29 protein-coding genes and 1 tRNA gene are annotated in these 24,596 nt (G+C 62.7%); 18 read left to right on the top strand and 12 right to left on the bottom strand.

Annotation, left to right across the window (positions count from 1 at the left end):
- Positions 1-122: 122 nt before the first annotated feature.
- From FB597_RS16050 to FB597_RS16070, 5 genes are all read left to right on the top strand, one after another.
- Positions 123-1,649: a PLP-dependent aminotransferase family protein gene (locus tag FB597_RS16050; protein ID WP_144770069.1), complete on the top strand. Its 1,527-nt coding sequence runs from the start codon at positions 123-125 to the stop codon at positions 1,647-1,649.
- Between the two features lie 126 nt (positions 1,650-1,775).
- Positions 1,776-3,686 carry a molecular chaperone HtpG gene (htpG, locus tag FB597_RS16055; RefSeq protein ID WP_144770070.1) on the top strand — a complete coding sequence of 637 codons (1,911 nt, stop codon included), beginning with the start codon at positions 1,776-1,778 and terminating at the stop codon, positions 3,684-3,686.
- Positions 3,687-3,844: 158 nt separating this feature from the next.
- Positions 3,845-4,231, top strand: coding sequence for a DUF1090 domain-containing protein (locus FB597_RS16060; RefSeq protein WP_141914737.1), 387 nt, complete (start codon positions 3,845-3,847; stop codon positions 4,229-4,231).
- A 72-nt stretch (positions 4,232-4,303) separates the two neighbouring features.
- A complete protein-coding gene (locus FB597_RS16065) occupies positions 4,304-4,828 on the top strand; it encodes an FUSC family protein (RefSeq protein WP_141914738.1) in 525 nt (174 codons plus the stop codon).
- Positions 4,803-5,411, top strand: a complete 609-nt coding sequence (locus FB597_RS16070; protein ID WP_144770071.1) for a GNAT family N-acetyltransferase — start codon at positions 4,803-4,805, stop codon at positions 5,409-5,411. The genes FB597_RS16065 and FB597_RS16070 overlap by 26 nt, the downstream gene beginning before the upstream one ends.
- A gap of 469 nt (positions 5,412-5,880) precedes the next feature.
- On the opposite strand, the gene FB597_RS16075 is transcribed toward FB597_RS16070, so the two are convergent.
- The 3 genes from FB597_RS16075 to FB597_RS16085 all read right to left on the bottom strand — a co-directional run bounded on the left by FB597_RS16075 (position 5,881) and on the right by FB597_RS16085 (position 7,775).
- On the bottom strand, positions 5,881-6,333 hold the full coding sequence (locus FB597_RS16075) for a glycine zipper 2TM domain-containing protein (RefSeq protein WP_050466195.1): 453 nt from the start codon (positions 6,331-6,333) through the stop codon (positions 5,881-5,883).
- A gap of 207 nt (positions 6,334-6,540) precedes the next feature.
- Positions 6,541-6,984 carry a DUF962 domain-containing protein gene (locus FB597_RS16080; protein WP_186442798.1) on the bottom strand — a complete coding sequence of 148 codons (444 nt, stop codon included), beginning with the start codon at positions 6,982-6,984 and terminating at the stop codon, positions 6,541-6,543.
- A 41-nt stretch (positions 6,985-7,025) separates the two neighbouring features.
- Positions 7,026-7,775 carry an SDR family oxidoreductase gene (locus FB597_RS16085; RefSeq protein ID WP_141914740.1) on the bottom strand — a complete coding sequence of 250 codons (750 nt, stop codon included), beginning with the start codon at positions 7,773-7,775 and terminating at the stop codon, positions 7,026-7,028.
- Positions 7,776-7,945: 170 nt separating this feature from the next.
- Here FB597_RS16085 and FB597_RS16090 point away from each other — a divergent pair, with 170 nt between their 5' ends.
- The gene (locus tag FB597_RS16090; RefSeq protein ID WP_144770072.1) at positions 7,946-8,500 is read left to right on the top strand and encodes a DNA-deoxyinosine glycosylase; all 555 of its coding nucleotides are present in this window, start codon (positions 7,946-7,948) and stop codon (positions 8,498-8,500) included.
- Between the two features lie 54 nt (positions 8,501-8,554).
- On the opposite strand, the gene FB597_RS16095 is transcribed toward FB597_RS16090, so the two are convergent.
- From FB597_RS16095 to FB597_RS16110, 4 genes are all read right to left on the bottom strand, one after another.
- Entirely contained in the window at positions 8,555-8,821 is a 267-nt protein-coding gene (locus tag FB597_RS16095; RefSeq protein WP_144770073.1) for a Txe/YoeB family addiction module toxin, read from the bottom strand.
- A complete protein-coding gene (locus tag FB597_RS16100; RefSeq protein WP_141914743.1) occupies positions 8,818-9,075 on the bottom strand; it encodes a type II toxin-antitoxin system Phd/YefM family antitoxin in 258 nt (85 codons plus the stop codon). Before FB597_RS16100 ends, FB597_RS16095 begins: the two co-directional genes overlap by 4 nt.
- A gap of 127 nt (positions 9,076-9,202) precedes the next feature.
- Positions 9,203-9,445, bottom strand: coding sequence for a hypothetical protein (locus FB597_RS16105; RefSeq protein WP_144770074.1), 243 nt, complete (start codon positions 9,443-9,445; stop codon positions 9,203-9,205).
- A 46-nt stretch (positions 9,446-9,491) separates the two neighbouring features.
- Positions 9,492-10,307: a MetQ/NlpA family ABC transporter substrate-binding protein gene (locus tag FB597_RS16110; RefSeq protein ID WP_144770075.1), complete on the bottom strand. Its 816-nt coding sequence runs from the start codon at positions 10,305-10,307 to the stop codon at positions 9,492-9,494.
- Positions 10,308-10,489: 182 nt separating this feature from the next.
- Between FB597_RS16110 and FB597_RS16115 the strand changes: the two genes are divergently transcribed.
- Both FB597_RS16115 and FB597_RS20315 read left to right on the top strand, forming a co-directional pair.
- Positions 10,490-11,308, top strand: coding sequence for a spermidine synthase (locus FB597_RS16115; protein WP_144770076.1), 819 nt, complete (start codon positions 10,490-10,492; stop codon positions 11,306-11,308).
- A 59-nt stretch (positions 11,309-11,367) separates the two neighbouring features.
- Entirely contained in the window at positions 11,368-11,523 is a 156-nt protein-coding gene (locus tag FB597_RS20315; RefSeq protein ID WP_186442799.1) for a hypothetical protein, read from the top strand.
- Positions 11,524-11,555: 32 nt separating this feature from the next.
- On the opposite strand, the gene FB597_RS16120 is transcribed toward FB597_RS20315, so the two are convergent.
- The gene (locus FB597_RS16120) at positions 11,556-11,903 is read right to left on the bottom strand and encodes a hypothetical protein (RefSeq protein WP_141914747.1); all 348 of its coding nucleotides are present in this window, start codon (positions 11,901-11,903) and stop codon (positions 11,556-11,558) included.
- A 478-nt stretch (positions 11,904-12,381) separates the two neighbouring features.
- On the opposite strand from FB597_RS16120, the gene FB597_RS16125 reads away from it, so the two are divergent.
- Positions 12,382-12,457 (top strand) — tRNA-Lys (locus FB597_RS16125).
- Between the two features lie 107 nt (positions 12,458-12,564).
- Complete coding sequence (locus tag FB597_RS16130) at positions 12,565-13,032, top strand: GDP-mannose mannosyl hydrolase (protein WP_144770077.1); 468 nt, start codon at positions 12,565-12,567, stop codon at positions 13,030-13,032.
- A gap of 25 nt (positions 13,033-13,057) precedes the next feature.
- Here the strand turns inward: FB597_RS16130 and FB597_RS16135 are convergent, their stop codons facing one another.
- From FB597_RS16135 to msrP, 4 genes are all read right to left on the bottom strand, one after another.
- Positions 13,058-14,770 (bottom strand): lipopolysaccharide assembly protein LapB, encoded by a 1,713-nt coding sequence (locus FB597_RS16135; RefSeq protein WP_144770078.1) that lies wholly within the window; start codon positions 14,768-14,770, stop codon positions 13,058-13,060.
- A gap of 61 nt (positions 14,771-14,831) precedes the next feature.
- On the bottom strand, positions 14,832-15,536 hold the full coding sequence (msrA, locus tag FB597_RS16140) for a peptide-methionine (S)-S-oxide reductase MsrA (RefSeq protein ID WP_144770079.1): 705 nt from the start codon (positions 15,534-15,536) through the stop codon (positions 14,832-14,834).
- A 79-nt stretch (positions 15,537-15,615) separates the two neighbouring features.
- Positions 15,616-16,305 (bottom strand): sulfite oxidase heme-binding subunit YedZ, encoded by a 690-nt coding sequence (locus FB597_RS16145; protein WP_144770080.1) that lies wholly within the window; start codon positions 16,303-16,305, stop codon positions 15,616-15,618.
- Positions 16,306-16,317: 12 nt separating this feature from the next.
- Positions 16,318-17,286 carry a protein-methionine-sulfoxide reductase catalytic subunit MsrP gene (msrP, locus tag FB597_RS16150; RefSeq protein WP_144770081.1) on the bottom strand — a complete coding sequence of 323 codons (969 nt, stop codon included), beginning with the start codon at positions 17,284-17,286 and terminating at the stop codon, positions 16,318-16,320.
- A 202-nt stretch (positions 17,287-17,488) separates the two neighbouring features.
- Between msrP and FB597_RS16155 the strand changes: the two genes are divergently transcribed.
- The 8 genes from FB597_RS16155 to FB597_RS16190 all read left to right on the top strand — a co-directional run bounded on the left by FB597_RS16155 (position 17,489) and on the right by FB597_RS16190 (position 24,526).
- Positions 17,489-18,160 carry a heavy metal response regulator transcription factor gene (locus FB597_RS16155; RefSeq protein WP_144770082.1) on the top strand — a complete coding sequence of 224 codons (672 nt, stop codon included), beginning with the start codon at positions 17,489-17,491 and terminating at the stop codon, positions 18,158-18,160.
- Complete coding sequence (locus tag FB597_RS16160) at positions 18,157-19,620, top strand: heavy metal sensor histidine kinase (protein ID WP_186442800.1); 1,464 nt, start codon at positions 18,157-18,159, stop codon at positions 19,618-19,620. Before FB597_RS16155 ends, FB597_RS16160 begins: the two co-directional genes overlap by 4 nt.
- A gap of 432 nt (positions 19,621-20,052) precedes the next feature.
- The gene (locus tag FB597_RS16165) at positions 20,053-20,679 is read left to right on the top strand and encodes a GbsR/MarR family transcriptional regulator (protein ID WP_144770083.1); all 627 of its coding nucleotides are present in this window, start codon (positions 20,053-20,055) and stop codon (positions 20,677-20,679) included.
- A 2-nt stretch (positions 20,680-20,681) separates the two neighbouring features.
- Positions 20,682-20,987 (top strand): cytochrome oxidase putative small subunit CydP, encoded by a 306-nt coding sequence (cydP, locus tag FB597_RS16170; RefSeq protein ID WP_255463898.1) that lies wholly within the window; start codon positions 20,682-20,684, stop codon positions 20,985-20,987.
- Positions 20,971-22,596 (top strand): cytochrome ubiquinol oxidase subunit I, encoded by a 1,626-nt coding sequence (locus FB597_RS16175; protein ID WP_144770084.1) that lies wholly within the window; start codon positions 20,971-20,973, stop codon positions 22,594-22,596. Before cydP ends, FB597_RS16175 begins: the two co-directional genes overlap by 17 nt.
- A 30-nt stretch (positions 22,597-22,626) precedes the next feature.
- On the top strand, positions 22,627-23,766 hold the full coding sequence (gene cydB / locus FB597_RS16180; protein WP_144770085.1) for a cytochrome d ubiquinol oxidase subunit II: 1,140 nt from the start codon (positions 22,627-22,629) through the stop codon (positions 23,764-23,766).
- A 24-nt stretch (positions 23,767-23,790) separates the two neighbouring features.
- On the top strand, positions 23,791-23,955 hold the full coding sequence (gene cydX / locus FB597_RS16185; protein WP_061286738.1) for a cytochrome bd-I oxidase subunit CydX: 165 nt from the start codon (positions 23,791-23,793) through the stop codon (positions 23,953-23,955).
- A 55-nt stretch (positions 23,956-24,010) separates the two neighbouring features.
- Positions 24,011-24,526, top strand: a complete 516-nt coding sequence (locus tag FB597_RS16190; RefSeq protein ID WP_141914758.1) for a DUF2867 domain-containing protein — start codon at positions 24,011-24,013, stop codon at positions 24,524-24,526.
- The last annotated feature ends 70 nt before the right edge of the window (positions 24,527-24,596 follow it).

The raw sequence follows: 24,596 nt of genomic DNA on the forward strand, positions 1-24,596 counted from the left end.
ATGGCTGGACAAGGCTCCCGTGTTGCTTTCGATCAGCCTTGCATTGGAAGCCATCGTAATCGACAATACCAGTACAGCACCGATACACTTAAGCAAATAACTCCGGATATTGTCACGGCAAAATGACCAATACAGTGAAACGCTCCAACTTGCTTTCCCCGCCATCCCCGGCCGCCAATGCCGGCAGCAACGAAGCCGCGCTTGCCCCCGGCTGGCCGCTGCTGTCGCGCGAAAGCGGAGACTCGCTGGTGGAGCAGATCGTGCGCGGCATCCGCTCGCGCATCGACGACAAGCTGTTGCGCACCGGCGCCCGCATGCCTTCGATCCGCCAGTTCGCCGACACCCACGAGGTCTCGCGCTTTACCGTCGTGGAAGCCTACGACCGGCTGGTGGCGCAGGGTTTCCTGGAGTCGCGCCGCGGCTCCGGTTTCTACGTGCGGGAGCGCTCGCCGGTGGGCCCGATGCATGGCAATTTCAGCGCCGCCGCGCCGCGCGCGGCCATTGCCCAGGAGGATGCGGAAGGCGCGCTGGATGTGGTCTGGCTGGTGCGCAACATGTTTCGCCAGATGCCGCCGCAAAAGATGCCGGGCGGCGGGCTGCTGCCGGCGGACTGGCTGGACGGGGAACTGATCGCCAACGCCCTGCGCGCCGTCAGCCGCGAGAACCAGTCGCTGCTGCTGGGCTACGGCACGCCGCAAGGCTTCCTGCCGCTGCGCCAGCAACTGCAATTGAAACTGGCCGAACATGAAATCGCCGCCAGCCCCGAACAAATCGTCATGACCGCGGGCGTGACGCAGGCGCTGGATACCGTCGCGCGCCATTTCCTGCGCCCCGGCGATGTGATCTTCGTCGACGACCCGGCCTGGTTCCTGATGTTCGGCTCCTTCGCCGCGCTCGGCGCCAAGGTAGTCGGCATCCCGCGCCTGGCCGATGGGCCCGACATCGCCAAGCTATCCGAGCTGGCGGCGCTGCATAAGCCCAAGCTGTACGTGATCAATTCGGTGCTGCACAATCCTACCTCGACCTCGATGTCGGCCGCCAAGGCGTTCCAGGTCTTGCGCATCGCCGAGGAGCACGACTTCACCATCGTCGAGGACGATATCTACTGCGACATGCATCCCGGCTCCTCGGTCCAGCCGGCCACCCGCATCGCCGCGCTGGACCAGTTGCACCGGGTGATCTACCTGGGGGGATTTTCCAAGACCCTGTCGGCCAACCTGCGGGTGGGCTTCATCGCCACCTCGGCCGAACTGGCGCGGCACCTGGCCGACCGCAAGATGCTGTCGACCCTGACCACCAGCGAGATCGGCGAGCGCGTGGCCTACAAGATCCTGTCCGAAGGGCATTACCGCAAGCATGCCGAACGCCTGCGCGCACGCTTGAACAGTACCCGCGACAAGGTCGTGCGCCAGCTCGAAAAACTGGGCATGGATGTGGGCGAACCGCCGCCCTGCGGCATGTTCCTGTGGGTGGAGACGCACTGCGACACCAACGTGCTGACCGAGAAGGCGATGGAGCAAGGCTTCCTGCTGGCGCCGGGCAGCCTGTTCTCGCCCAGCCAGTTGCCCTCCACGCGCATGCGCATCAATGTGGCCAGCATGGCCGATCCGGGCATCTGGCGTTTCCTGGAGCACGAACTGGGACGCTGACGCCCTCCACGAATGCAAAAAATCCATGAAAATGCGGTTGAAAACCGCATTTCCCTCCCTATATCTGCCCCCGTTAAGATTGTCTTCCCCTAACCACTTGCTTTAATCACAAGGAAATAAAGAAACATGGCATCCGAAAAACAGACCATGGGCTTTCAGGCTGAAGTCAAGCAATTGCTCCAACTGATGATCCACTCGCTGTATTCCAACAAGGAAATCTTCCTGCGCGAGCTGATCTCCAACGCTTCCGACGCTGCCGACAAGCTGCGCTTCGAAGCCATCAACAACGCCGCCCTGTTCGAAAACGACCCCGAACTGAAGATCAAGGTCAGCTTCGACCAGGCCGCCCGCACCATCACGATCTCGGACAACGGCATCGGCATGAACCGCGACGAGGCGATCTCGCACCTGGGTACCATCGCCAAGTCCGGCACCAAGGAATTCTTCTCCCGGCTCTCCGGCGACCAGCAGAAGGATGCGGCCCTGATCGGCCAGTTCGGCGTGGGCTTTTACTCCGGCTTCATCATCGCCGACCGCATCACGGTCGAGACCCGCCGCGCCGGCACCCCGGCCGATGAAGGCGTACGCTGGGAATCCGAAGGCGCGGGCGACTTCTCGATAGAAACGATCGACAAGCCCAACCGCGGCACCGACATCATCCTGCATTTGCGCGAAGGCGAAGACGAGTTCCTTTCCGCCTGGCAATTGAAATCGATCATCCGCAAGTATTCCGACCATATCTCGCTGCCTATCCTGATGCACAAGGAGGAATGGGACGAAGAGAAGAAGGAAACCGTCCAGAAGGACGAACTGGAAACCGTCAACCAGGCCAGCGCCCTGTGGACTCGCAGCAAGTCCGACATCACGCCCGAGCAGTACGAGGAGTTCTACAAGCACATCTCGCACGACTTCGGCGCCCCGCTGGCCTATACCCACAACCGCGTGGAAGGCCGCAGCGAATATACCCAGCTGCTGTACATCCCGGCGCGCGCGCCGTTCGACATGTGGGACCGCAACAAGCGCGGCGGCATCAAGCTGTACGTCAAGCGCGTGTTCATCATGGATGACGCCGAGCAGTTGATGCCGGTCTACCTGCGCTTCGTCAAGGGCGTGATCGATTCGGCCGACCTGCCCCTGAACGTGTCGCGCGAGATCCTGCAGGAGTCGCGCGACGTGCGCGCCATCCGCGAAGGCTCGACCAAGCGCGTGCTGAGCCTGCTGGAAGAACTGGCCAACAGCGACGAACAGGCGCAGAAGGACAAGTACGCCGGCTTCTGGACCGAGTTCGGCCAGGTGCTCAAGGAAGGCATCGGCGAAGACGCCGCCAACAAGGAACGCATCGCCAGGCTGCTGCGCTTTGCCTCCACCCACAATGACAGCGATGTCCAGAACACTTCCTTGGCCGACTACATCGGCCGCATGAAGGAAGGCCAGGACAAGATCTACTACGTCACCGCCGAAAACCACCAGGCCGCCAGGAACAGCCCTCACCTGGAAATCTTCCGCAAGAAGGGCGTGGAAGTGCTGTTGCTGACCGACCGCGTAGACGAGTGGATGCTGTCCTTCCTGCAGGACTTCGACGGCAAGGAGCTGGCTTCCGTGGCCAAGGGCGGCCTCGACCTCGGCAAGCTGGAAAACGAAGCCGAGAAGAAGCAGCATGAAGAAACCCAGGCCGACTACAAGGAACTGGTCGAGAAGATGAAGACCGTACTGGCCGACAAGGCCAAGGACGTGCGCGTAACCTTCCGCCTGACCGATTCGCCGGCCTGCCTGGTGGCCGACGAGAACGAACTGTCGGGCAACCTGGTGCGCATGCTCAAGGCGGCCGGCCAGAACGCGCCGGAGTCCAAGCCGACCCTGGAAATCAACCCGGACCACCCGCTGGTGCAGCGCCTGAAGTATGAAGAGGCCAGGTTCGACGACTGGTCGCACCTGCTGTTCGACCAGGCCCTGCTGGCCGAAGGCGGCGCGCTGGGCGATCCGTCGGGATTCGTCAAGCGCTTGAACGATATGCTGCTGGGAATGGCATCGAAGTAATCCCGCCCTACCGGCATCATGAAACGGCGGCCCCCGGGCCGCCGTTTTCGTCGGTTGGACGCATTCTCCCGCACGCAACCTTCACAGGTTGCCTCGGCAACGCATGCGCTATACAGTAGGACGGCATTTCCCTTTCGTCCCATTATCCGGAGACCTCCATGAAAAAACTTCCCGCCTTGTCGCTTTCCCTGATCGTCGGTCTGGCTGCCGCCGGCCATGTGTCGGCGCAAGCCCTGACCGGCTGCGCCGCCAAGAAGGCCGATGTCCAGGCCCAGCTCGAACAGGCGCGCGCGCACGGCAACAAGGCGCAGGAAGCCAAACTGAAGATCGCCCAGCAGCAGCTGGAAGCGAACTGTACCGACGAAGGCTTGCGCCGCGAACGCGAAGCCGACGTGAAGAAGAAGGAAGACAAAGTCGCAGCTCGCCAGGCCGACCTGGACAAGGCCAAAGCCAAGGGCAAGCCGAAGAAAATCGCCCAGCAGGAAAAGAAGCTGCACGATGCCGAGGCGGAACTGAAAGACGCGCGCGACAAACTCTCGCAATAACACTGACAACGGCTGAACCACGCGCAGCCGCGCATGCCATCGCCGCATGGCGGCGCGCCTGGCAACTGCACCATGGAATTCAACTTCATCAATCCGCGCAAGAACGCCCTGGTCTATCTGGTCAAGATCCTCTCGGGCTGCCTGATCCTGTGGTACGGGCTGCGCGCGCTCGGCATCCAGGAACCCTACTGGGCGATGATTTCGCTGATCATTGTCACCGAGCCCGATATGACGGTGGCCAAGGCCAACTTCCGCGCCCGGCTGATCAACACCATTTCCGGCTGCGTGGTCTCCTGTATCGCGCTGGTCATTTTCGGCCCCACCTTCCTGGCGATGCTGGTGGCGCTGACGGCCGCCGTGGTGGTGGCGATGCTGCTGCAAAACTATCCCAGCAACTGGCGCCTGGGGCCGGCGACGGTGGTGATCCTGTTGTCGGCCGCCTTCACCGGCAGCGGCTTGCACGAGGAACTGCACCTGGCCTTCATGCGCGTGGGAGAAGTGATCGTCGGCAGCACGATGGCGCTGCTGCAAACCGTGCTCTATATCTGGCTGGTCAAGCGCCGGCAACAGCATGACGAAGCGCCGCCCGCTGCCTGACCCGGCATTGCTGCGGGGTGCGCGGGTGCGGCTGCGCCCCTGGCGCGCCGGCGACCGCGCCCCTTTTGCCGCGATCAATGCCGATCCGCTGGTCATGAAGCACTTCCCCGCGCCGCTTGCGCGCGATGACAGCGATGCGCTGGCCGACCACATCCAGGCGCATTTCGACCGATACGGCTTCGGGCCGTGGGTAGTGGAAATCCCGGGCATCAGCGAATTCGCGGGCGTTGTGGGCCTGCTCAACGTGTCTTTCGAGGCCCATTTCACGCCGGCGGTGGAAATAGCCTGGCGCCTGGCGCCGTCGATGTGGGGGCAAGGCTATGCCACCGAAGCGGCCGCCTGCGCCCTGCGTTACGGCTTCCATGCCCTGGCGCTGCCGGAAATCGTCGCCTTCACCGTCCCCGCCAACCTCAATTCGCTGGCGGTCATGCGCCGGCTGGGCATGCACTGCGATATGCGCGAAGACTTCCCGCATCCGCGCCTGCCCGCGCAACACCCGCTGCGCCTGCACCGCCTGTACCGGATCTCGCGCGCGCAATGGATGGAGCGCGAAAAGCATGGCGGCGCGATCGCCGACACCTGAACAATGGACGAAAAAAGCAGGACCGAAGTCCTGATGTCGTTCAGTTAAAGCTCATTCTGAACCACTCATCACCGAGCCCGTTCGGGCTGAGTAGGCCCGCCAGGGCCGTATCGAAGCCAGCGTGCTGGCGTTAGCGGCCTTGCCTGCCCTTCGATACGCTGCTGCGCAGCTACTCAGGGCGAACGGGGTCTGGAGTGCACAAACACAAATGCCGTTCCGTTAAGGCTAATTCTGAAGCACTCACCACAGAATCCGTTCGGGCTGAGTAGACCCGTCAGGGTCGTATCGAAGCCAGCGCGCCAGCATCAGCGGCCTTGCCTGCCCTTCGATACGCTGCTGCGCAGCTACTCAGGGCGAACGGAGTCTGCTCTCCTCAAACCTCCACAAACACAAATGCCGTTCAGCGCTTAACTGAACGGCATTAGGATCGAAGCCCTGCTTTCAGGCAGAGCTGGTGAGGCTCAGCGCATCAATGCGTGACGCGGGTAGTACGGCCGTTGGACAGCAAACGCACGCGTTCGCCGACGCGGAAAGCCTCGTCCGCATCCTGGGTGATGGCGCGCAGTTCGCCGTTATCCAGGCGCACGGTGATTTCCAGGCCGGCCTGATTGGCCATGCGCGATTCGATTTGGTTGCCGGCGATGCCGCCGGCCAGGGCGCCGATAATGCCGGCTGCCAGCGCGCCATTGCCGCCGCCGATGTTGGAACCGGCCGCGATGCCGCCCAGCGCGCCACCGGCCAGGGTGCCCACGCCGGAAGCGCCCTTGTCGATGGTCACGTTGCGGATCGACTCCACCACGCCCATGCGAACGGTCTGCTCGCCCTGGGCCTGGCGGGTGTTATAGACGCTGGCCGAGTTCGGCGTATAGGCGCAACCGGCCGCCAGCGAGCTCAGTGCAACGATTAAAAGCAATTTCTTCATACAGACACTCCAACTGAAAATTCGCCCGGTCATCGGGCTGTTTTTTGCTTGCTGATTGAGGGTTGGCACGATCGCGCCATTTCCCGTATGGCAAACAACCCAACAACGCTTGACATATTAATACAAACCCGTTGTTGACCGGACTACAATAGCTTCGTTCCCCCTGTTTTCTTCATCATTTCCCCGGATTGCGCCCGGATTGCTGCCCTAGTAGCGGATTTTCCAGCGCCGGTACAGCACTCCCAGCACAAACAGCGGCCCGATCAGCAGGAAGCGCACATCCTCGAAAAAGGAAGGCTTCTTGCCCTCGATCTTGTGGCCGACGAACTGCCCTATCCACGCAATCACGAAGACCGCCGCCGACAGCGGCAACACCGCGCCCGCCGGCAAACGGGCCAGGATCACCAGCATCACGGCCGTCATGGCCAGCATGCCGGCGGCAAGCGGCGGCGACAAACTGAGGTAATACGCCAGCGCGGCGGCCGCCGCCACCAGCGCCACGGCCGGCGATAGCGTCCAGCACAGGCCCAGCAGCGACAGCACGATGGCAGGAACGCAGACGCAGTGGATCCGCTCGTTGAGCGGATGCCGGTGGCTTTCGGCATAACGCAACAGCAACTGGTCGATACGGCGCTGGGTGACGATGCTCATGCCGGCCTCCGGCGAGGTGGATGCTGCCGATGCAGCGGGGATCAGCGCCCCCCGGACACGTCGATAAAAGTGCCGGTGGCGTAGGACGACTCATCCGACAGCAGCCACAGGATGGCGTTGGCGACCTCTTCGGCGGTGCCGCCGCGTTTCATCGGCACGGCATCCTTGAGGCGATCGACGCGGCCGGCTTCGCCGCCGCTGGCGTGGATATCAGTATAGATCAGGCCCGGACGCACGGCGTTGACGCGGATGCCTTCAGCCGCCACTTCCTTGGCCAGGCCGATGGTAAAGGCGTCGATCGCGCCCTTGGAGGCGGCGTAATCGACATACTCGCCCGGCCCGCCCAGCTTGGCCGCCATCGACGACAGGTTGACGATGGCGCCGCCTTTGCCGCCATGCCTGGTCGACATGCGCTTGACCGCCTCGCGCGCGCACAAGAGGCTGCCGGTGATGTTGGCGACCAGCACGCGGTTGATGCGCTCGGCACTCATGTCGTCCAGGCGCGACTGGTGGCCCAGGATGCCGGCATTGTTGACCAGCGCGGTGACCGGGCCCAGTTCCTGGTCGACGGTGGCGAACAGGCGCACGATGTCTTCCTCCCTGGCCACATCGCCCGCTACCGTGATGGCGCGGCCGCCGGCCTGGCGGATCTCGTCGGCCACGGCCTCGGCCGCGTCGCGGTTGGACACATAGTTGACGCAGACCGCATAACCTTGCCGCCCCGCCAGTTTGGCCGTGGCCGCGCCGATACCGCGGCTGCCGCCGGTCACTACGATGACTTTTCCTGCCATGTCTTCCTCCGTGAAATGTCTGCTTGAAGTTGGGGCAATTGCGCCTGCGGCAATTACGCTAAGATCGCTGTTTTGCCGCAAGCGGCGCCTGGGCGATGTCGTGTCATTGTGCCTCTCCCCGCTGCCTGTGGCGCACCGTCAAATAATTTTCATCTCCGACCGGACAAACCATGCCGACCAGGAAAACCGGACCACAACCGCTCGAATTCACCGCCGCCGATCCGCTGCTGGCCAGCTTCGCGCCGGTGGTGGCGCGCGATACACGCACGCTGATTTTAGGGAGTTTGCCGGGAGTGGCTTCGCTGGCGGCCAGCCAGTATTACGGACATCCACGCAATGCATTTTGGCGGCTGGTCGGGGATTCGATTGGCGTCGACCTGGTTGGGCTGGATTATGAGACACGGTTGTCGGTCTTGTTGGAACATCGCATCGGTTTGTGGGATGTGATTGCCAATGCACGTAGGATCGGCAGCCTGGATAGCGCGATTCGAGAACATTCGCAGAACGATCTGGTGACGCTCATCGATACCTTGCCTGACTTGACCACCGTCGCATTCAATGGCGGCACTGCGGCGAAGATCGGGATGAAGGCTTTGGGGGAACGGGCGCTGCGATACCGGACTCTGCTTTTGCCGTCGAGCAGTCCGGCGCATGCCTCACTGTCGTATGCGCAAAAACTGGAAATATGGCGAAGGCTGGCCGCTTCGAACGCAGCGCCCGGCTAGCGCGGCGTACGGCACGTTTTATCGATTGCGATGCGGCGGTGAATAACGGCAGGCTTACTCGTAGTGATAGCGGCAAGAGACGATATTGATCTGCCCTTCCTTGGCTTCATACACCAGCCTGTTCACATCGTCGATGCGACGCGACCAGAATCCTGACAGATTGGCCTTGAGCGGCTCCGGCTTGCCGATGCCTTCGAACGGAGTCCGCTGGGCCTCGTGGATCAACTGATTGATGCGCTTCAATGTTTTCCGGTCTTGCGTCTGCCAGTACTGATAGTCGTTCCAGGCTTCAGCGGTAAACAATATGCGTCGGCTGCTCATTGGCTTTCGTCGATAGTGCGCTCCACAGCGCTGCCTTCGCGAAGTTGTCCGATCGAACGCTCAAGGTGGGCGACATTCGCCGGCGAACGCAACAGATGCACTGTTTCCATGAGGCTGTCGTAATACTCCTGCGACATCACAACCGCATTGGGAGCATCGCGCCGCGTAATCAGCGTGACATCGGCATCTTCAACAACGCGGTCGATCACACTCTTCAAATTGCTGCGGGCATCGGTAAAGTGAACGGTGCGCATATGCCGCTCCATAGGCTGTACAAGTGACGGGATTTTAACACATGTACAGAAAGACGTACATGTTTACATGGGTCCTGCCGGCTTGATGCGACTCGGGAACCGGCACACAGGCAAGGTGCACGACCGATCAGGTCTTGCGGAAAAACACATAATCGAAGAACTCGCCTGAAAAGCCGCCGTTGAAAATGAGGTACTGCACCGCCTTGCCGAAGAAGACGATGGCGGCGAAAACGATGGCCAGCTTGATGCAGAAAATAAGAGGTTTGAGCATGGCCGAAGTGTATATGAGCAGCCGGCCGCCGGCCGGATCGGCATGAAAAAATGCCGCCCGGATTGCCGCCGGGCGGCATCGATAATGCACCGCTTTCAAAGCTTCAGCATGTTTTCGGGCAGGGCGCTGCCCGCTCCAGGGACTCTCAGAACGCCGGCACCAGCGATCCCTTGAATTCGCTTTCGATGAATTTGCGCACCTCTTCCGACTGGTAGGCCTGCACCAGCTTCCTGACCCAGGGCTTGTCCTTGTCTTCGGCGCGGGTGGCGATGACGTTGGCATAGCGGCCGCGCGGGTCTTCCACGGCGATGGTGTCCTTCTGCAGCGACAGCCCGGCCTTGAAGGCGTAGTCATTGTTGATCGAGGCGGCGGCCAGGTCGTCCAGCGAACGCGGCAATTGCGCGGCGTCGAGTTCGACCAGCTTGAGCTTCTTCGGGTTGTCCGCCACATCCAGCGGGGTGGCATTGACGCCGTTCTCGCCCGCCCCCGGCTTGAGCTTGATCAGGCCGGCCTTTTGCAACAGCAGCAGCGCGCGGTTGCCGTTGGACGGGTCGTTCTGGATGCCGATGGTGGCGCCGTTGGGCAATTGGTCGACCGACTTGTATTTTTTGGAATAAATGCCCAATGGCGCGGTGATGGTCAGCCCCACCGGCACGATCTTGTAGCCGCGCGCCTTGATCTGGCTGTCCAGATAAGGCACGTGCTGGAAGGCATTGGCGTCCAGGTCGCCGGCGGCCAGCGCCGCGTTGGGCTGCAGGTAGTCGCTGAAGACCACGGTCTGGATCTCCAGCCCTTCGCGCGCGGCGACTTTCTTGACCACCTCGAAGGTACTCTCGGCATTACCCACCGAGATGCCGACCTTGATCTTCGTCTTGTCCTGCGCCGATGCCGTGTGCGGCGCCAGCGCCAGGCTCAGTGCGGCCAATGCGCCGGCCAGTTTTGCGATTGCAGCCAATTGCATGATGTCCCCGATAAGAATGAGGACAGCATCGTCACACAGGCCCGGCACGGAAAGAAGGAATGAATCCGCATGTCGATATGCGGGAAGCGCGGCAAAACTGCGGCAGAGGCGTCCGGCAAGGTATCATTCCGCCTCCAGGCGGCACCCGTACCGGCCGCACCGCTATCACCCGATTCCATACCATGCTGATCAGAAGAAAATCCATCGAGGCCCAGGCCAACACCAAGGCCGGCCCCAACCGCCGCCGCCTCGGCGCCGATGCCGCCAAACCCCGCACGCCAAGGTTCGCGCCGGTGACGCTGTCCGAATTGGATGGCGTGCGCTACCTGCACTTCGGCACCGAATGGGTACAAGGCGCCATGCGCATCCGCAAGCCGGACTGGATCGAGCTGGAGTATGCCCAGCAGATGATGGCCTGGATGCTGTTCAACCCGGCGCCGCGCCATATCGTGCAGTTGGGGCTGGGCACCGGCGCGCTGACCAAGTTCGCCTACCGTGAATTCCCGCAGGCGCAAGTGACGGCGGTGGAACTGAACCCGGCGGTGGTTGCCATCTGCCACAGCATGTTCAAGCTGCCCGAACCCGACGAGCGCCTGATGCTGATCGAAAGCGATGCCATGGACTTCATCCTGCATGCGGCCGGGCACGGCATCATCGATGCGCTGCAGGTCGACCTCTACGACGCCACCGCGCGCGGCCCGGTGCTCGATACGCCGGAGTTCTACCAGGCCTGCTACGACAGCCTGTCCCCCGGCGGCATCATGACGGTCAACCTGTTCGGCGACCATCCCAGCTACGCCAGGAACCTGAAGGCGATGGAATTCGCATTCGATACGGTGGTTTCGCTGCCCGAAGTCCATGACGGCAACGTCGTCGCGCTCGCCTTCAAGGGACAGCGTCAATTCGACTTCCCGGCCCTGTACGAACGCGCCGCGCAGATCGAAGCGCAGACCAGGCTGCCGGCCAAGTCCTGGGTCAACGGGATCAAGAGCGGTATCTGAAGAACGATTGGACGACGCCTGCACGCAAAGCCTGCGCGAAGATCGGCCGGATATTGCACATGCAACAATCGGCCAACATTATTTTCAGATTTCTTGAAAAAGGCTTGCGTAGCAATGAAAACCCACTTGCGTCCTTGCTTGCAGGACAGAGCAACAACGGGCAAAGCCGCTCTTTGAAGCTGCTTATGCGAACCAGCCTGCATCAAGCAGGCTAGCTTGCTTCAAAAGTTGATGTGGCTCGCTGCTGTCAGCGAATATCGTCGTTGTCACCCGATGACAACGCGGTCGGTTGCAGCAATTGCTGCAAGCGTTGTGCGCCATCCGGCGAGAGTTCGCCATTTTTCATACTGTCAAGCAGCTTCTGTACCTCTTCTTTATCAGCCGCCGACAGGTCCTGCCCGATTTCACCGTTATCCAGACGGCGTTGCAGTTCGGTCCCAGCTATCCTCTTTCCATCAGGTGTCGCATCAGCACTCATCGCATCCGTCAATAGCTGGTCGGTGGACAAACTTTGCATTTTTTGGCCCTGCGTATGCTTGGTTACCTCCCACTCAAGAGGCGAGGATGAGAAAGGAATTGTGAGCGAATTCGACATAGGTGGCTCCAGTAAGGAAGTATTGAAGGAGCCCATAAGTGGATGTGGAGAACATTTTTGTTCCATATCGACCGCATGAATAGCGTCGCTCCCACCCAAGAAAAGTCCTTACGCATACCAACGTCGAACTTAAAAAAGAATCACGACTGCATAACGCTAGCGAAAAAGCACAAGAGGTTGCCATGTTGATAGCCATTGATTTTTATAATGCCGCACGCGGAGACAATAGTCATTCCCGTATGGCTCAGCCTCTTGGGGTAAGTGAGGCGCTATTAGCAAATGGCGTAAGGGAGAAGCCATCAAGCCGTATTACATGGTCAAATGTGCTGTGATGACGGGTCTGGATGTCAAACAATCAGCCTTGACTGCGACCTATGAATTAGAAAGTGACGAAGAAAAGAAAAAAGAACTTGCGGAACTGATAAACCCTACCTATAATGCGTCCTTTCTTGCAGCACAGAGCAACAACGTGCAGCACGGGGCGTTAGCTCAGTTGGTAGAGCAGCGGACTCTTAATCCGTAGGTCCACAGTTCGAATCTGTGACGCCCCACCAGAATTTCAAAGCCTTCCAAAGCATGCCTTTGGAAGGCTTTTCTATTTTGGCCATTCTACGTCCCCATTCCACGTCCTTTTTCCAAGCCCCCTTTTTGCGCCCCGACCATGAACCTCAGTGCCGACGATTTTGCCCTGGTGATCCAATCCACCCCGCTGGTATCGATCGATTTGCTGGTTCGCAATGAGCGCAACGAGATCCTGCTCGGCTACCGGCGCAACCGCCCCGCCAGCGATTGCTGGTTCGTTCCCGGCGGGCGTATCCGCAAAGGCGAAACACTGAAGGATGCCGTGCGACGCATCGCACGGGTGGAACTCGGCGTGGAACCGGCAAGCTGGGAGTTGTCGGGCGCGTTCGACCATATCTATGCCGACAATGCGCTGGGCCGCGAAGGTTTCGGCTCACACTACGTGGCGCTGGGATGCCATTGCCGCCTGCCGCCCGGAAGCCGCATCGTCCCCGATGCCCAGCATTCGGAACTGCGCTGGTGGCCGCTGGATGAATTGATGCAAAGCCCGCTGGTGCATGTCAACACCAAGCGCTACTTCGAAGACGCGCCGGCCAACAAACTGTAAGCCGCCTTGGCACGCCCTGCCCTCCTTAGCGGCCGGGAAAATCCGAAATGGCCAGCGCCGCCTTCAGCGCCAGCACCACATCCTCCCATTGCCCGGCCTGCTGCTGCCGGAACAGCCTGGCGCTGGGATACCACGGCGAATCGTGGCGGTTCAGGAACCAGCGCCAGTCGGGCGCGAACGGCAGCGCGATCCAGACCGGCAGGCCCAGTGCGCCGGCCAGGTGGGCGGCGGCGGTGTCTACCGTGATCAGCAGGTCCATGCAGGACAATACGGCGGCGGTTTCGTTGAAATTGCCGATCCCCTGCCCCAGCCAGTGCCAGCCCGCTTGCGTGTGCAGCCAGGCGGCGTCGGTCTCGCGCAAATCGGGCTGGACCGCGAAGAAATCGATCTCCTGGCGCGCCTGCGCCAGCGGCGCGAATTGCTGCAGCGGGATGGAGCGGCGATAGTCATTGGTATTGCCGGGGTTGCCCGAACAGACGACGCCCACGCGCAGACGTCCCGGCGTGCGCGGCGCCAGCGCATCGATGCGCGCCATCCATGCCTGCTTGCGCGCGTCGTCGGCATGCAGGTAGGGCACGGGGGCGGGAATATCGCCGTATCGCGTATTGCAGACCAGCGGCAGGCTCATCATCGGCAACTGGCAATCCACTGGCGGCACCGGTTCGCCGATGGCCACCGTTTCCCATGGCGAGGAAGACGGCAGGCTCGCCAGCAGCGGCAACTGGTTGGCCGGCACTTCGAGCACCACTTGCGCGCCGGCCTCGGCGATCTGCAGCGCATAGCGGATGAACTGGATGATGTCGCCGTAGCCCTGCTCAGCCCACAGCAGGATGCGTTTGCCGCGCAGCGGCGTGGCGCCGTTCCAGGCGGGAATCGCCGCGTGACGGTAGGGATCCGCGCTGCGCCCTTCCCAGCGCCATTCGTAGAGCGGCAAGGCTTCCTCGAAACGGCCCAGCACCAACAGCGAAAGCGCCAGGTTGAGCTTGGCCTCGGGATCGTCCGGCTTCAGCCTGAGCGCGCGGCGGTAGCTGTCGATGGCGTCGTCGTATTGCCGCAGGCGCGCCAGGCTGGTGCCGCGGCTGACATGGGCATCGGCGTAATCGGGATCGAGAATGAGCGCCTGGTCGTAGAACTTGAGGGCCGTGTCGAAGTCGCCCAGCGCGTGCTCAGCCGCGCCGGCATCGTGCCAGTAGACGGCGCGCCGGTCGTCCAGCCGCAGCGCCTGCTGCACGCTGGCGCGCGCGGCTTGCCAGTCCTTGAGGCGCTCGTGCAGCATGGCCTTGCGGTGCCAGGTATCGGGCACATCGGCCTGCAGCTGCAAGGCCTCGTCCAATAAGGCAATGGCTTGCGCGTCGTTCTTGCCCGAGGGCGACATCGCTTGCAGCGCGGCGGATGCGGCGACAAAGAGTTCGGGCATCCGGTGGCCCGCTTCTATCAGTGCGCGATACAACAGGAAGGCGTCTTCAACCCGGCCCAGTTCGTAGAAGGCGCGGCCCAGCTTATAGCGGATCGGCAATGCCTCCCGGGCGTTTGCCGGCAGCAGGCGCAAGGCGCGTTGCAACACCACTGCCGCTTCCTCGAAGTGCGCTTGCGCCGCCGCCACGCTGCCCAGCAGATGCAGCGCCTGCACATTGGCCGGCTCGCTCTCCAGCAGATCAAACAGCATCTGCTCGGCGGCGGCGTAATGTTCTTGCTCGAACAGCTGGAAGGCTTGTCTCAGGGTTTCGGTCGGGTTCATGGCGGGACGGACGATACGATGCGCCGTATTGTCTCATCCTTCCCCGCGCACATGGACGGCGTCAGCGTTTCATCACCAGGACCGGATCGGCCCGGTAGACGGCCGGATACATCTTTTGCAGGTTGGCGATCTTGGGCAAGTCGTTATAGGCGATATAGGGCTGGTTGGGGTGCAGGGTGGCGTAGTCCTGGTGGTAGTCCTCGGCCGGGTAGAAACCCTGCAACGCCGTCACCTGCGTCACGATGGGCGAGGAAAACACCCTCGCGGCGTTGATCTGGGCGATATAGGCCTCGGCCGCCTGCTGCTGTTGCTGGCCGGCGGTGAAGATGGCCGAACGGTACTGCGTGCCATGGTCGGGCCCCTGGCGATTCAGCTGGGTCGGGTCGTGCGCCACCGAAAAATAAATCTGCAGGATCTGGCCGAAGGAGATCTTGCGCGGGTCATAGGTCACCTGCACCGCTTCGGCATGGCCGGTGCCGCCGCTGCTGACCATCTCGTAGGTCGCCGCCTCGCGCTTGCCGCCGGCATAGCCGGACACCGCCCGCAACACGCCCTGGGTGTGCTGGAACACGCCCTGCACGCCCCAGAAGCAGCCGCCGGCCAGCACGATGGTTTCGCTTTGCGCGGTCGAGGAGAGCTGCGCCTTGCCGACCGCGGCGGGCACGGCAACCGCGGGTTCGGCGGCATTGACGCGCGCCATGGATGCCAGCGCCAGGCACAGCGCGGCGGCCGCCGATACGATGGCGACGGGTTTCAGGATGGACATGGTTTTCTCCGCAACGGAAGTGAGGTCGACTTCAAATCAAAACAAAACGTGCCGATCAACGGCACCGCGCCACGCTCCGTCAGGAGCGCGTCACCGAAGCCGGCCCCTGTGCCGCCGGGGCCTGCTCCCGCCCTTTCTCCCGCCCTTTCTTCGTCTGGCGCCACAGCAGGCGCAACGCCAGCAGCGCGCCTACCAGCACGGCAAACAGCAGCGGCTGCGCGATCAGGTTCTTGCCGGCCTTGTCCCACCAATAATGCAATACGCCCAGCGGCACGATGAGGTAGATCAGGCGATGCAGGAGCTGCCAGCGCTTGCCCCCCAGGCGGCGCACCATGCCGTTGGTGCTGGTGGCGGCCAGCGGGATGGACAGCAGCAGCGCCGTCGCCCCCACCGTGATGAAAGGCCGCTTGACGATGTCTTTCCAGATCTCGCCAAGGTCGAAGAAATGGTCGAACCAGACAAACGTAGTGAAGTGCAGGCTCAGGTAAAGGAAGGCCATCAACCCCAGCATGCGGCGCAGCTTCACCAGCCAGTTGATGCCGGTGATCTTGCGCAGCGGCGTCACCGCCAGCGTGATGCAAAAGAAATAGAGCGTCCAGTCGCCGGTGCTGTGGGTGATGAACTCCAGCGGATTGGCGCCCAGCCCGCCGGTAAAGCCCAGCGCCACCAGCCGCGCCAGCGGTACGAAGGCCAGCGCCAGGGACAGCCACCACAACACGTTGACCGTGCGCGGCGCGAGGTTGCGGAGGGCGGAGGGAGCGAGTTGCATGGGAACCTTAGCTCAAAAGAACTTGCGCAGGTCCATGCCCGAGTACAGCCCGGCCACGTCGTTGTAGCCGTTGAACATCAGCGTCTTGCGCTTGGGCGCGAAGAAACCGTCTTCGCCGATGCGGCGCTCGGTGGCCTGCGACCAGCGCGGGTGGTCGACGTTGGGATTGACGTTGGAATAGAAGCCGTATTCCTGCGCCGCATACATGTTCCACGCGGTCTTGGGCTCGTCCTTGACGAAACGGATCTTGACGATCGACTTGGCCGACTTGAAGCCGTACTTCCACGGCACGACGATGCGCACCGGCGCGCCGTTCTGGTTGGGCAGCACCTCGCCGTACATGCCGAAGGCCAGCAATGCCAGCGGGTGGTTGGCCTCGTCCATGCGCAGGCCTTCGCGGTAGGGCCAGTTGAGGATGGGGTCGGAGATGCCGGGCATCTGCTTCTTGTCGGCCAGGGTGACGAATTCCACATACTTGGCGTTACCGGTGGGCTCGGCCTTCCTGATCAGCGCCGACAGCGAATAGCCGATCCAGGGGATCACCATCGACCAACCCTCGACACAGCGCAGGCGGTAGACGCGCTCTTCCAGCGGCGCCAGTTTCAGCAGCGCCTCCAGGTCCAGCGTGAAGGGCTTCTTGACCTCGCCTTCGATATCCACCGTCCACGGGTTGGTCTTCAAGGTGCCGGCGTTCCTGCCCGGATCGGCCTTGTCGGTGCCGAATTCGTAGAAGTTGTTGTAGGTGGTGGCGTCCTTGTAGGCGGTCTGCTTGTCCATCACCGCGTAGGCGTTATTGAGCTTGGCCGGCAGCTTCCGGCCCTGCTGCGCGAACGCTTGCGGAAAAGCGCCCCAGCCGCCGGCCAGCGCCGCGCCGGCCGCGACCTTGGCCATGAAGCTGCGGCGCGCGAGGTAGATCTCCCTGGGGGTGATCTCCGAGGCAGTGGGTATCTCGATCTGGTCGGGGCGTATCTTGATCAGCATGGGACTCTCGCTCAAAAATGGGTTGGCGCTGGGTGATGCGGCAATCGGGCAATGCTTTGCTACGTGTGGCCATGCTAAGTGTGGCGCGATGACATCCGGGTGGCAATCTCATGACAATTTTGTCATGAAGAAAAACCACGCTGTTTTATCGAATGCGCTCTAAAATCTCCAGCATTTTCCCGCATCCGACGAGCTTTTACGCATGGCCATCCTAGTAATCGAAGACGACCCCAAAACCGGCGACTATCTCAGGAAAGGGCTGCGCGAGTCCGGCTATGCGGTCGACCTCGCCCGCAACGGCGCCGACGGCCTGCATATGGCGCTGGAGCAGGACTACGACCTGGTGGTGCTGGACGTGATGCTGCCCGGCATCGACGGCTGGCAGGTGATGGGCGCCCTGCGCGCCAAGCGCGACCTGCCGGTGCTGTTCCTGACCGCCCGCGACCACGTCGACGACCGCATCCGCGGCCTGCAACTGGGCGCCGACGACTACCTGGTCAAGCCATTCTCCTTCACTGAACTGGTGCTGCGCATCCGTACTTTACTGCGGCGCGGCGTGGTGCGCGAGGCCGAGGTGCTCGAAATCGCCGACCTGCAGCTGGACCACGTGCGCCACAAGGTCATGCGCCAGGGCGTCAACATCGCGCTGACCAACAAGGAATTCATGCTGCTGCATCTGCTGGTCAAGCGCCGGGACGAGGCGCTGTCGCGCAGCGTGATCGCTTCGCAGATCTGGGACATGAACTTCGACAGCGACACCAACGTGGTCGATGTCGCCATCAAGCGCCTGCGCGCCAAGATCGACGCGCCGTTCGAGAAGAAACTGATCCACACCGTGCGCAGCGTGGGCTACATGTTTTCGGAAAACCCATGAGCGCTCCCATCTCAGCCCCCCGCTCCGGCGCCCGCGGCTGGACGCTGACGCTGCGCGTCTCGGCCCTGTTCGCGCTGATCGCCTGCCTGGTGGTGGCCGGGCTCGGCTGGTACCTGTACGGTTCGGTGCGCGAGGCGTTGGAACTGCGCGCCGACCAGGCGCTGACCGGCCGCGTCGAACACTTCCGCAACCTGATGCACGACCTCGACAATGTCGAGCAGATGGAACAACGCCCGGCCCTGTTCGAAAGCATGATGGGCAACGAGCAGGACGTGCGCATCTTCCGCCGCCGCGGCGAAGCGCCCTTCATCCAGAGCAATCCCGAGCACCTGGTGCCGCCGGAGATGGAACCCGTCCCGGTCGGCACGCCGCTGTCGGCGGCCGACCTGTTCACCACCATGCGCGCCGACGGCGTACGCATCCGCTGGGTGGCGGCGCTGGCCGAGGTCGGCAGCGGGCAAGACCACGCCGATACGGTCGAAATCGTCGCCGCCTATGTCATGGTGCAGGAGGCCGGCATGCTGCGCAGCTACCGCTGGCGCATCGCCGGCGCCGCCGCCGGCGCGGTGCTGCTGACCGCCCTGCTCGGTTTCCTGCTGCTGCGCCACGGTTTGCGCCCGCTGCTGGAAATGAGCCGCCGCGCCGCGCAGATCACGCCCGACCGCCTGTCGATGCGGCTGGAACAGGAAGGCATGCCGCAAGAACTGCGACGCGTGGCGGTATCGTTCAACGCCATGCTGGATCGGCTGGAGGCCGGCTACGAACACCTGTCGCAATTCTCCGGCGACCTGGCCCATGAGATCCGCACCCCGGTCAATGTGCTGATGGGCCAGAGCCAGGTGGCGCTGGGCCAGCGCCGCTCGCCGGAAGAGTACGAGCAGTTGCTGGAATCGAACGTGGAAGAATTGCAGCGCATTTCACGCATCGTCGAGAACATCATGTTCCTGGCGCAGGCCGACCACGCCACGCTGGCGGTCGATTGCGCCGCGCTGGAGCTGCGGGAAGAGTTGGGCAAGATCGTCGATTACTTCGAAGGCATCGCCGACGAGCGCGGCATGCGCTTCGCGCTGGAAGCGGAGGGGAGCTGCCACGCCAACCTGGTGATGTGGCGGCGTGCGGTCAGCAATCTGGTGATCAACGCGGTGCGTTATGGCGAGGCAGACAGCACGGTGCGCATCATCGCCCGCAGCGACGGGAACGGCAGCAGCATCATCGTCGAAAACCGCAGCGACGATGCCACGCCGCACACCATGGCGCGCATGTTCGACCGATTCTACCGCGGCGACCGCTCGCGCAGCGCCTATACCGAGTCCAACGGGCTGGGGCTGGCGATCGTGAAAGCCATCATGGCGCTGCATCGGGGCACGGCCACGGTGGAGTGCCCGCAGCCGGGCTGGATACGCTTCACGCTGCACTTCCCGCCGGCATCCGCGCCATCGCCCTCCTCGATACCCGCCTAGGATCTGTTATCGCTACGCCACGACAAGGCGCAACGCCTGTCGCCGGTTTGTAGGGTTTATTTGATTGGCATCAAGCCAGGCCTCCGTCGCGGCCTTCTGCATGGACAGAAAAGCGCGAAAATGCTGCCATGCAATGCAAATCAGGCGGCAATCAGGCGGAGCAAGCAGCATACGGACACCGGGACATCCGCAGGCCTACCTCGCCCGGCAGGCAATCGGGCGGAGCAATGAATGCCCCTTGCCTGTCTGGCGCAACGGCAGCGTTGCCGCCAGACAGTTGCCGCCTGCAGGCTCGCCACCGAAGGCAATCATTTCCAAATCGTATAACTGTTATCAGAAAAACCATGGCCGCGTGCTATTGAGCCGGCGCAACAATTGTTTTAAATTTCAGTAATTACTGAAAATTCAGAATATAAGAAAGGCAGACGAGTCATGGAACCCCATACCCTTACCCCCCTGATACAGCGCTTCATCATGCACTTCGGCGAGATGGGCAGCCGCTGGGGCATCAACCGCACGGTGGGCCAGATCTATGCGCTGCTCTACATCAGCGGGCGCGCGCTCAACGCCGACGAGATCGCGGATTACCTGAGCTTCTCGCGCTCCAACGTCAGCATGGGCCTGAAGGAATTGCAATCCTGGCGCCTGGTGAAGCTGCTGCACCGCCCCAACGATCGGCGCGAGTATTTCGAACCGCCGGGCGATATCTGGGATATTTTCAAGGCGCTGCTGGAAGAACGCCGCCGCCGCGAGATCGAGCCCACTCTTTCGATGCTGCGCGACGCGCTGCTGGAGGCGCCCGCCAGTGCCGACGACAAGGCGGCACAGAAGCGCATGCGCGAGATGTATGAGCTGATCGAACTGTCGAGTTCATGGTTCGACGAGGTGCAGCGCCTGCAGCCCGAGACCCTGGTGTCGTTGATGAAGATGGGCGCCAAGGTCAAGAAGCTGCTGGACGTGCGCGAGAAGTTCCGCTTCGGCGGCAAGGACGGCACCGCCGACGGGGACGCTGCCGCGCAGGAAAAAAACGACAAGACTGACAAGATCGGCAGGGAGTAGCCATGCGCCGGCCTGCTCCATCCGTCTCCGACCAGCAGCGCCCGCCGGGCCTGCGCCGCCTTCGCATCCCGCGCCTGACCCAGCTGCCGCTGGGCGCGGAAATCACGCTGCTGCTGGTCGTCAAGATCGCGCTGATCACCATCCTGTCCAAGACCTTCTTCGCCCACCCCGAGGCCAAGCACATGCGCATGCCCACCGCCAGCGTCGAGGCGCGCATGCTGGCGCCGGCCGCACCGGATACCCAGGTTCCCGCTCTCTCCTCTGAAACCTCCAACACCTCCGAGGTAAACAATGCTTCCAATCGATGAAGTCGTTTCGCTGTCGCGGCTGCAGTTCGCCGTGACGGCGCTGTATCACTTTCTGTTCGTCCCGCTGACGCTGGGCCTGTCGTGGATCCTGGTGATCATGGAGTCGGTCTATGTCATGACCGGCAGCCCGATCTACAAGGACATGACCCGCTTCTGGGGCAAGCTGTTCGGCATCAACTTCGCCATGGGCGTGGCTACCGGCATTACGCTTGAGTTCCAGTTCGGCACCAACTGGTCCTACTATTCGCACTATGTGGGCGACATCTTCGGCACGCCGCTGGCCATCGAAGGCCTGGCCGCGTTCTTCCTGGAATCGACCTTCGTCGGCCTGTTCTTCTTCGGCTGGGACCGGCTCTCGCGCAAGCAGCACTTGCTGGTGACCTTCCTGGTGGCGCTTGGCTCCAGCCTGTCGGCGCTGTGGATCCTGATCGCCAACGGCTGGATGAACAACCCGGTCGGCGCCGAATTCAACTTCGAGACCATGCGCATGGAGCTGGTCAGCATGACCGAAGTGATCTTCAATCCGGTGGCGCAGGTCAAGTTCGTGCACACGGTGGCCGCCGGCTACGTGACGGCGTCGATGTTCGTGCTGGGCGTGTCGTCCTGGTACCTGCTCAAGGCGCGCGACACCGCCTTCGCGCTGCGCTCGTTCGCGGTGGCGGCCGGTTTCGGCCTGGCCTCGACGCTGTCGGTGATCATGCTGGGCGACGAATCCGGCTACACCGCGGGCGAAGTCAACAAGGTCAAGCTGGCGGCCATCGAAGCGGAGTGGGACACCCATCCCGCGCCGGCCGGCCTGACGCTGTTCGGCCTGCCCAACGACAAGGAACAGCGCACCGACTACGCGGTGAAGATTCCCTACGTGCTGGGCCTGATCGCCACCCGCTCGACCGACCAGCCGGTGGTCGGCATCAAGGACCTGAAGAAGGAACATGAGGCGCGCATCCGCAACGGCATGCTGGCCTATGCGGCGCTGATGCGCCTGAAATCCGGCGACAAGTCCGACGCCGCGCGCGCCGCCTTCGATGAGCACAAGAAGGATCTCGGCTACGGCCTGCTGCTCAAGAAATACACCAACAATGTGGTCGACGCCACGCCCGGGCAGATCGCCATGGCCGTGGACGACACCATCCCCAAGGTGGCGCCGCTGTTCTGGTCCTTCCGCGGCATGGTGGCGATCGGCTTCCTGATGCTGTTCATCTTCGCCTCCTCGGTCTGGTTCCTGGCCAGGAAGCAACTGGCGCCGCAGCGCTGGCTGCTCAAGCTGGCGGTGTTCTCCATCCCGCTGCCGTGGATCGCCGCCGAACTGGGCTGGATCGTGGCCGAATATGGCCGCCAGCCGTGGACCATCGCCGGCATCCTGCCCACGCACCTGTCGGCGTCCTCGCTGCAGCCGAGCAGCCTGTACTTCAGCCTGGCCGGCTTCATCCTGTTCTACACCTTCCTGCTGGTGGTGGAAATGATCCTGATGGTGAAATACGTGCGCATCGGGCCCAGCAGCCTGCATACCGGCAAGTACTTCTGGGAAACCCAGGGCCGCGCCGACGATGACAGCGCCGTACTGCCGCCGCCGCTCAACCCCAACGCCAACTCCGGCAACGCCGCCTGACGCGCCCGCTCAAGAAATGAGGAAAGCAAGATGATCTTCGATTACGAAACACTCAAGCTGATCTGGTGGGCCTTCGTCGGCGTGCTGCTGATCGGTTTCGCGCTGACCGACGGCTTCGATTTCGGGGTCGGCATGATGCTGCCCTTCGCCGGCAAGACCGACGCCGAACGGCGCGTGCTGATCAACTCGATCGGCCCCACCTGGGAAGGCAACCAGACCTGGTTCATCACCGCCGGCGGCGCCACCTTCGCGGCCTGGCCGCTGGTCTACGCGACCGCCTTCTCGGGCTTCTACATCGCGCTGATGATACTGCTGTTCTCGCTGTTCTTCCGCCCGGTCGGCTTCGACTACCGCAGCAAGGTCGCCGACCCGCGCTGGCGCAACGCCTGGGACTGGGGCCTGTTCATCGGCGGTTTCGTGCCGCCGCTGATCTGCGGGGTCGCGTTCGGCAACCTGCTGCTGGGTGTGCCCTTCCACTACGACGACACCATGCGGGTGGAATACACCGGCAGCTTCTTCGCCCTGTTGAATCCGTTCGGCTTGCTCGCCGGCCTGCTGTCGGTGGCCATGCTGCTGATGCATGGCGCCGCCTTCGCCTGCGTCAAGACCGATGCCGCCGTGGGCGAACGCTCGCGCAAGACCGCCATCGTCGCCGCCATCGCCACGCTGCTGCTGTTTATCGCCGGCGGCTTCTGGGTGGCGCAGTTGCCGGGCTACCGCATTACCTCCATGCCGGACGTCAACAGCGCCTTCACGCCGCTGGCCAAGACCGTGGAAATCACCGCCGGAGCCTGGTTCGACAACTACGCGCGCTGGCCGGCCACCAAGCTGTTCCCGGCGCTGGGCTTGGCCGGCGCGGCATTGGCCGCACTGTTGGCGCTGCTACGCCGCCCGCGCCTGGCCTTCGTCGCCAGCGGCCTGTCGGTGACCGGCATCATCCTGACCGCCGGCATCTCGCTGTTCCCGTTCGTGATGCCGTCCTCGCTCGATCCCAGGAGCAGCCTGACCATGTGGGACGCGGTCGCCAGCCACAAGAGCCTGGGCCTGATGTTCTGGATGGTGGTGATCTTCCTGCCGATCATCATCATCTACACCGGCTGGGTATATCGCGTGGTCAAGGGCAAGGTCACGCTCAAGGACATCCACGACAACCAACACACGGCGTACTGAACGCGCCGCAACCTGGAGAACACTATGTGGTATTTCGCCTGGATACTTGGCATCGGCCTGGCGCTGGCCTTCGGCATCATCAACGTGATGTGGCTGGAAGCAAACTACGCCTTCGGCCGCCGCAAGGCCGAGGAAACGCATGAGCGCTTCGCCAGCGCCGCCGATAGCGAGCGGCGCGACAAGGAGTGAGGCCGGCGCCAGCCTGGACGGCCCTTTCCGTCACAATCTTTCGCCAGGAGGCAAGATGAACGCAACACCTGCATGCAAGGCCGCTGAAATCGCCCCTGAAGCGCGCCACTGGCAACTGCTGCCCGGGGCCGACTTCGCCGACAGCTATCGCATTCCCCTGGCTGCCTCGCTGGCACAGCGGCAGATCGCCGATATTGCCGCGCGCATGATGAGCGGCAAGCCGGCCTGGATCGCGGCGCTTCTGGCTCTGCGCAACCGCCTGGTGGCCCCGTTCGGACTCAAGGGCGCCCAACTGGCGGTCGGCGAAGTGCAGGCGGATAACCAGATGCCGGGTTTTCCGGTGCTGGACGGCGACGCATCGCACCTGCTGCTGGGCATGGACGACCGCCACCTGGATTTCCGCCTGTGCCTAGAAAAATCGTCATCCGGCTCTGCGGGCGAGGCGCCGCAATGGCTGACCGCGACCACCGTGGTGCGCACCAAGGGCTGGCCCGGCAAAGCCTACCTGGCCGTCATCATGCCTTTCCACCGGCGCATCGTGCGTACGCTGTTGGAAAAGATGCCGGAATAAGCCCCCTCATTCCTCGCAGTTGCCGGCGCCATGCAAAAAGCCCCGCGAATCGCTTCGCGGGGCTTTTTGT

This window comes from Herbaspirillum sp. SJZ099, from assembly GCF_007828355.1.
Lineage (GTDB): Bacteria > Pseudomonadota > Gammaproteobacteria > Burkholderiales > Burkholderiaceae_D > Herbaspirillum.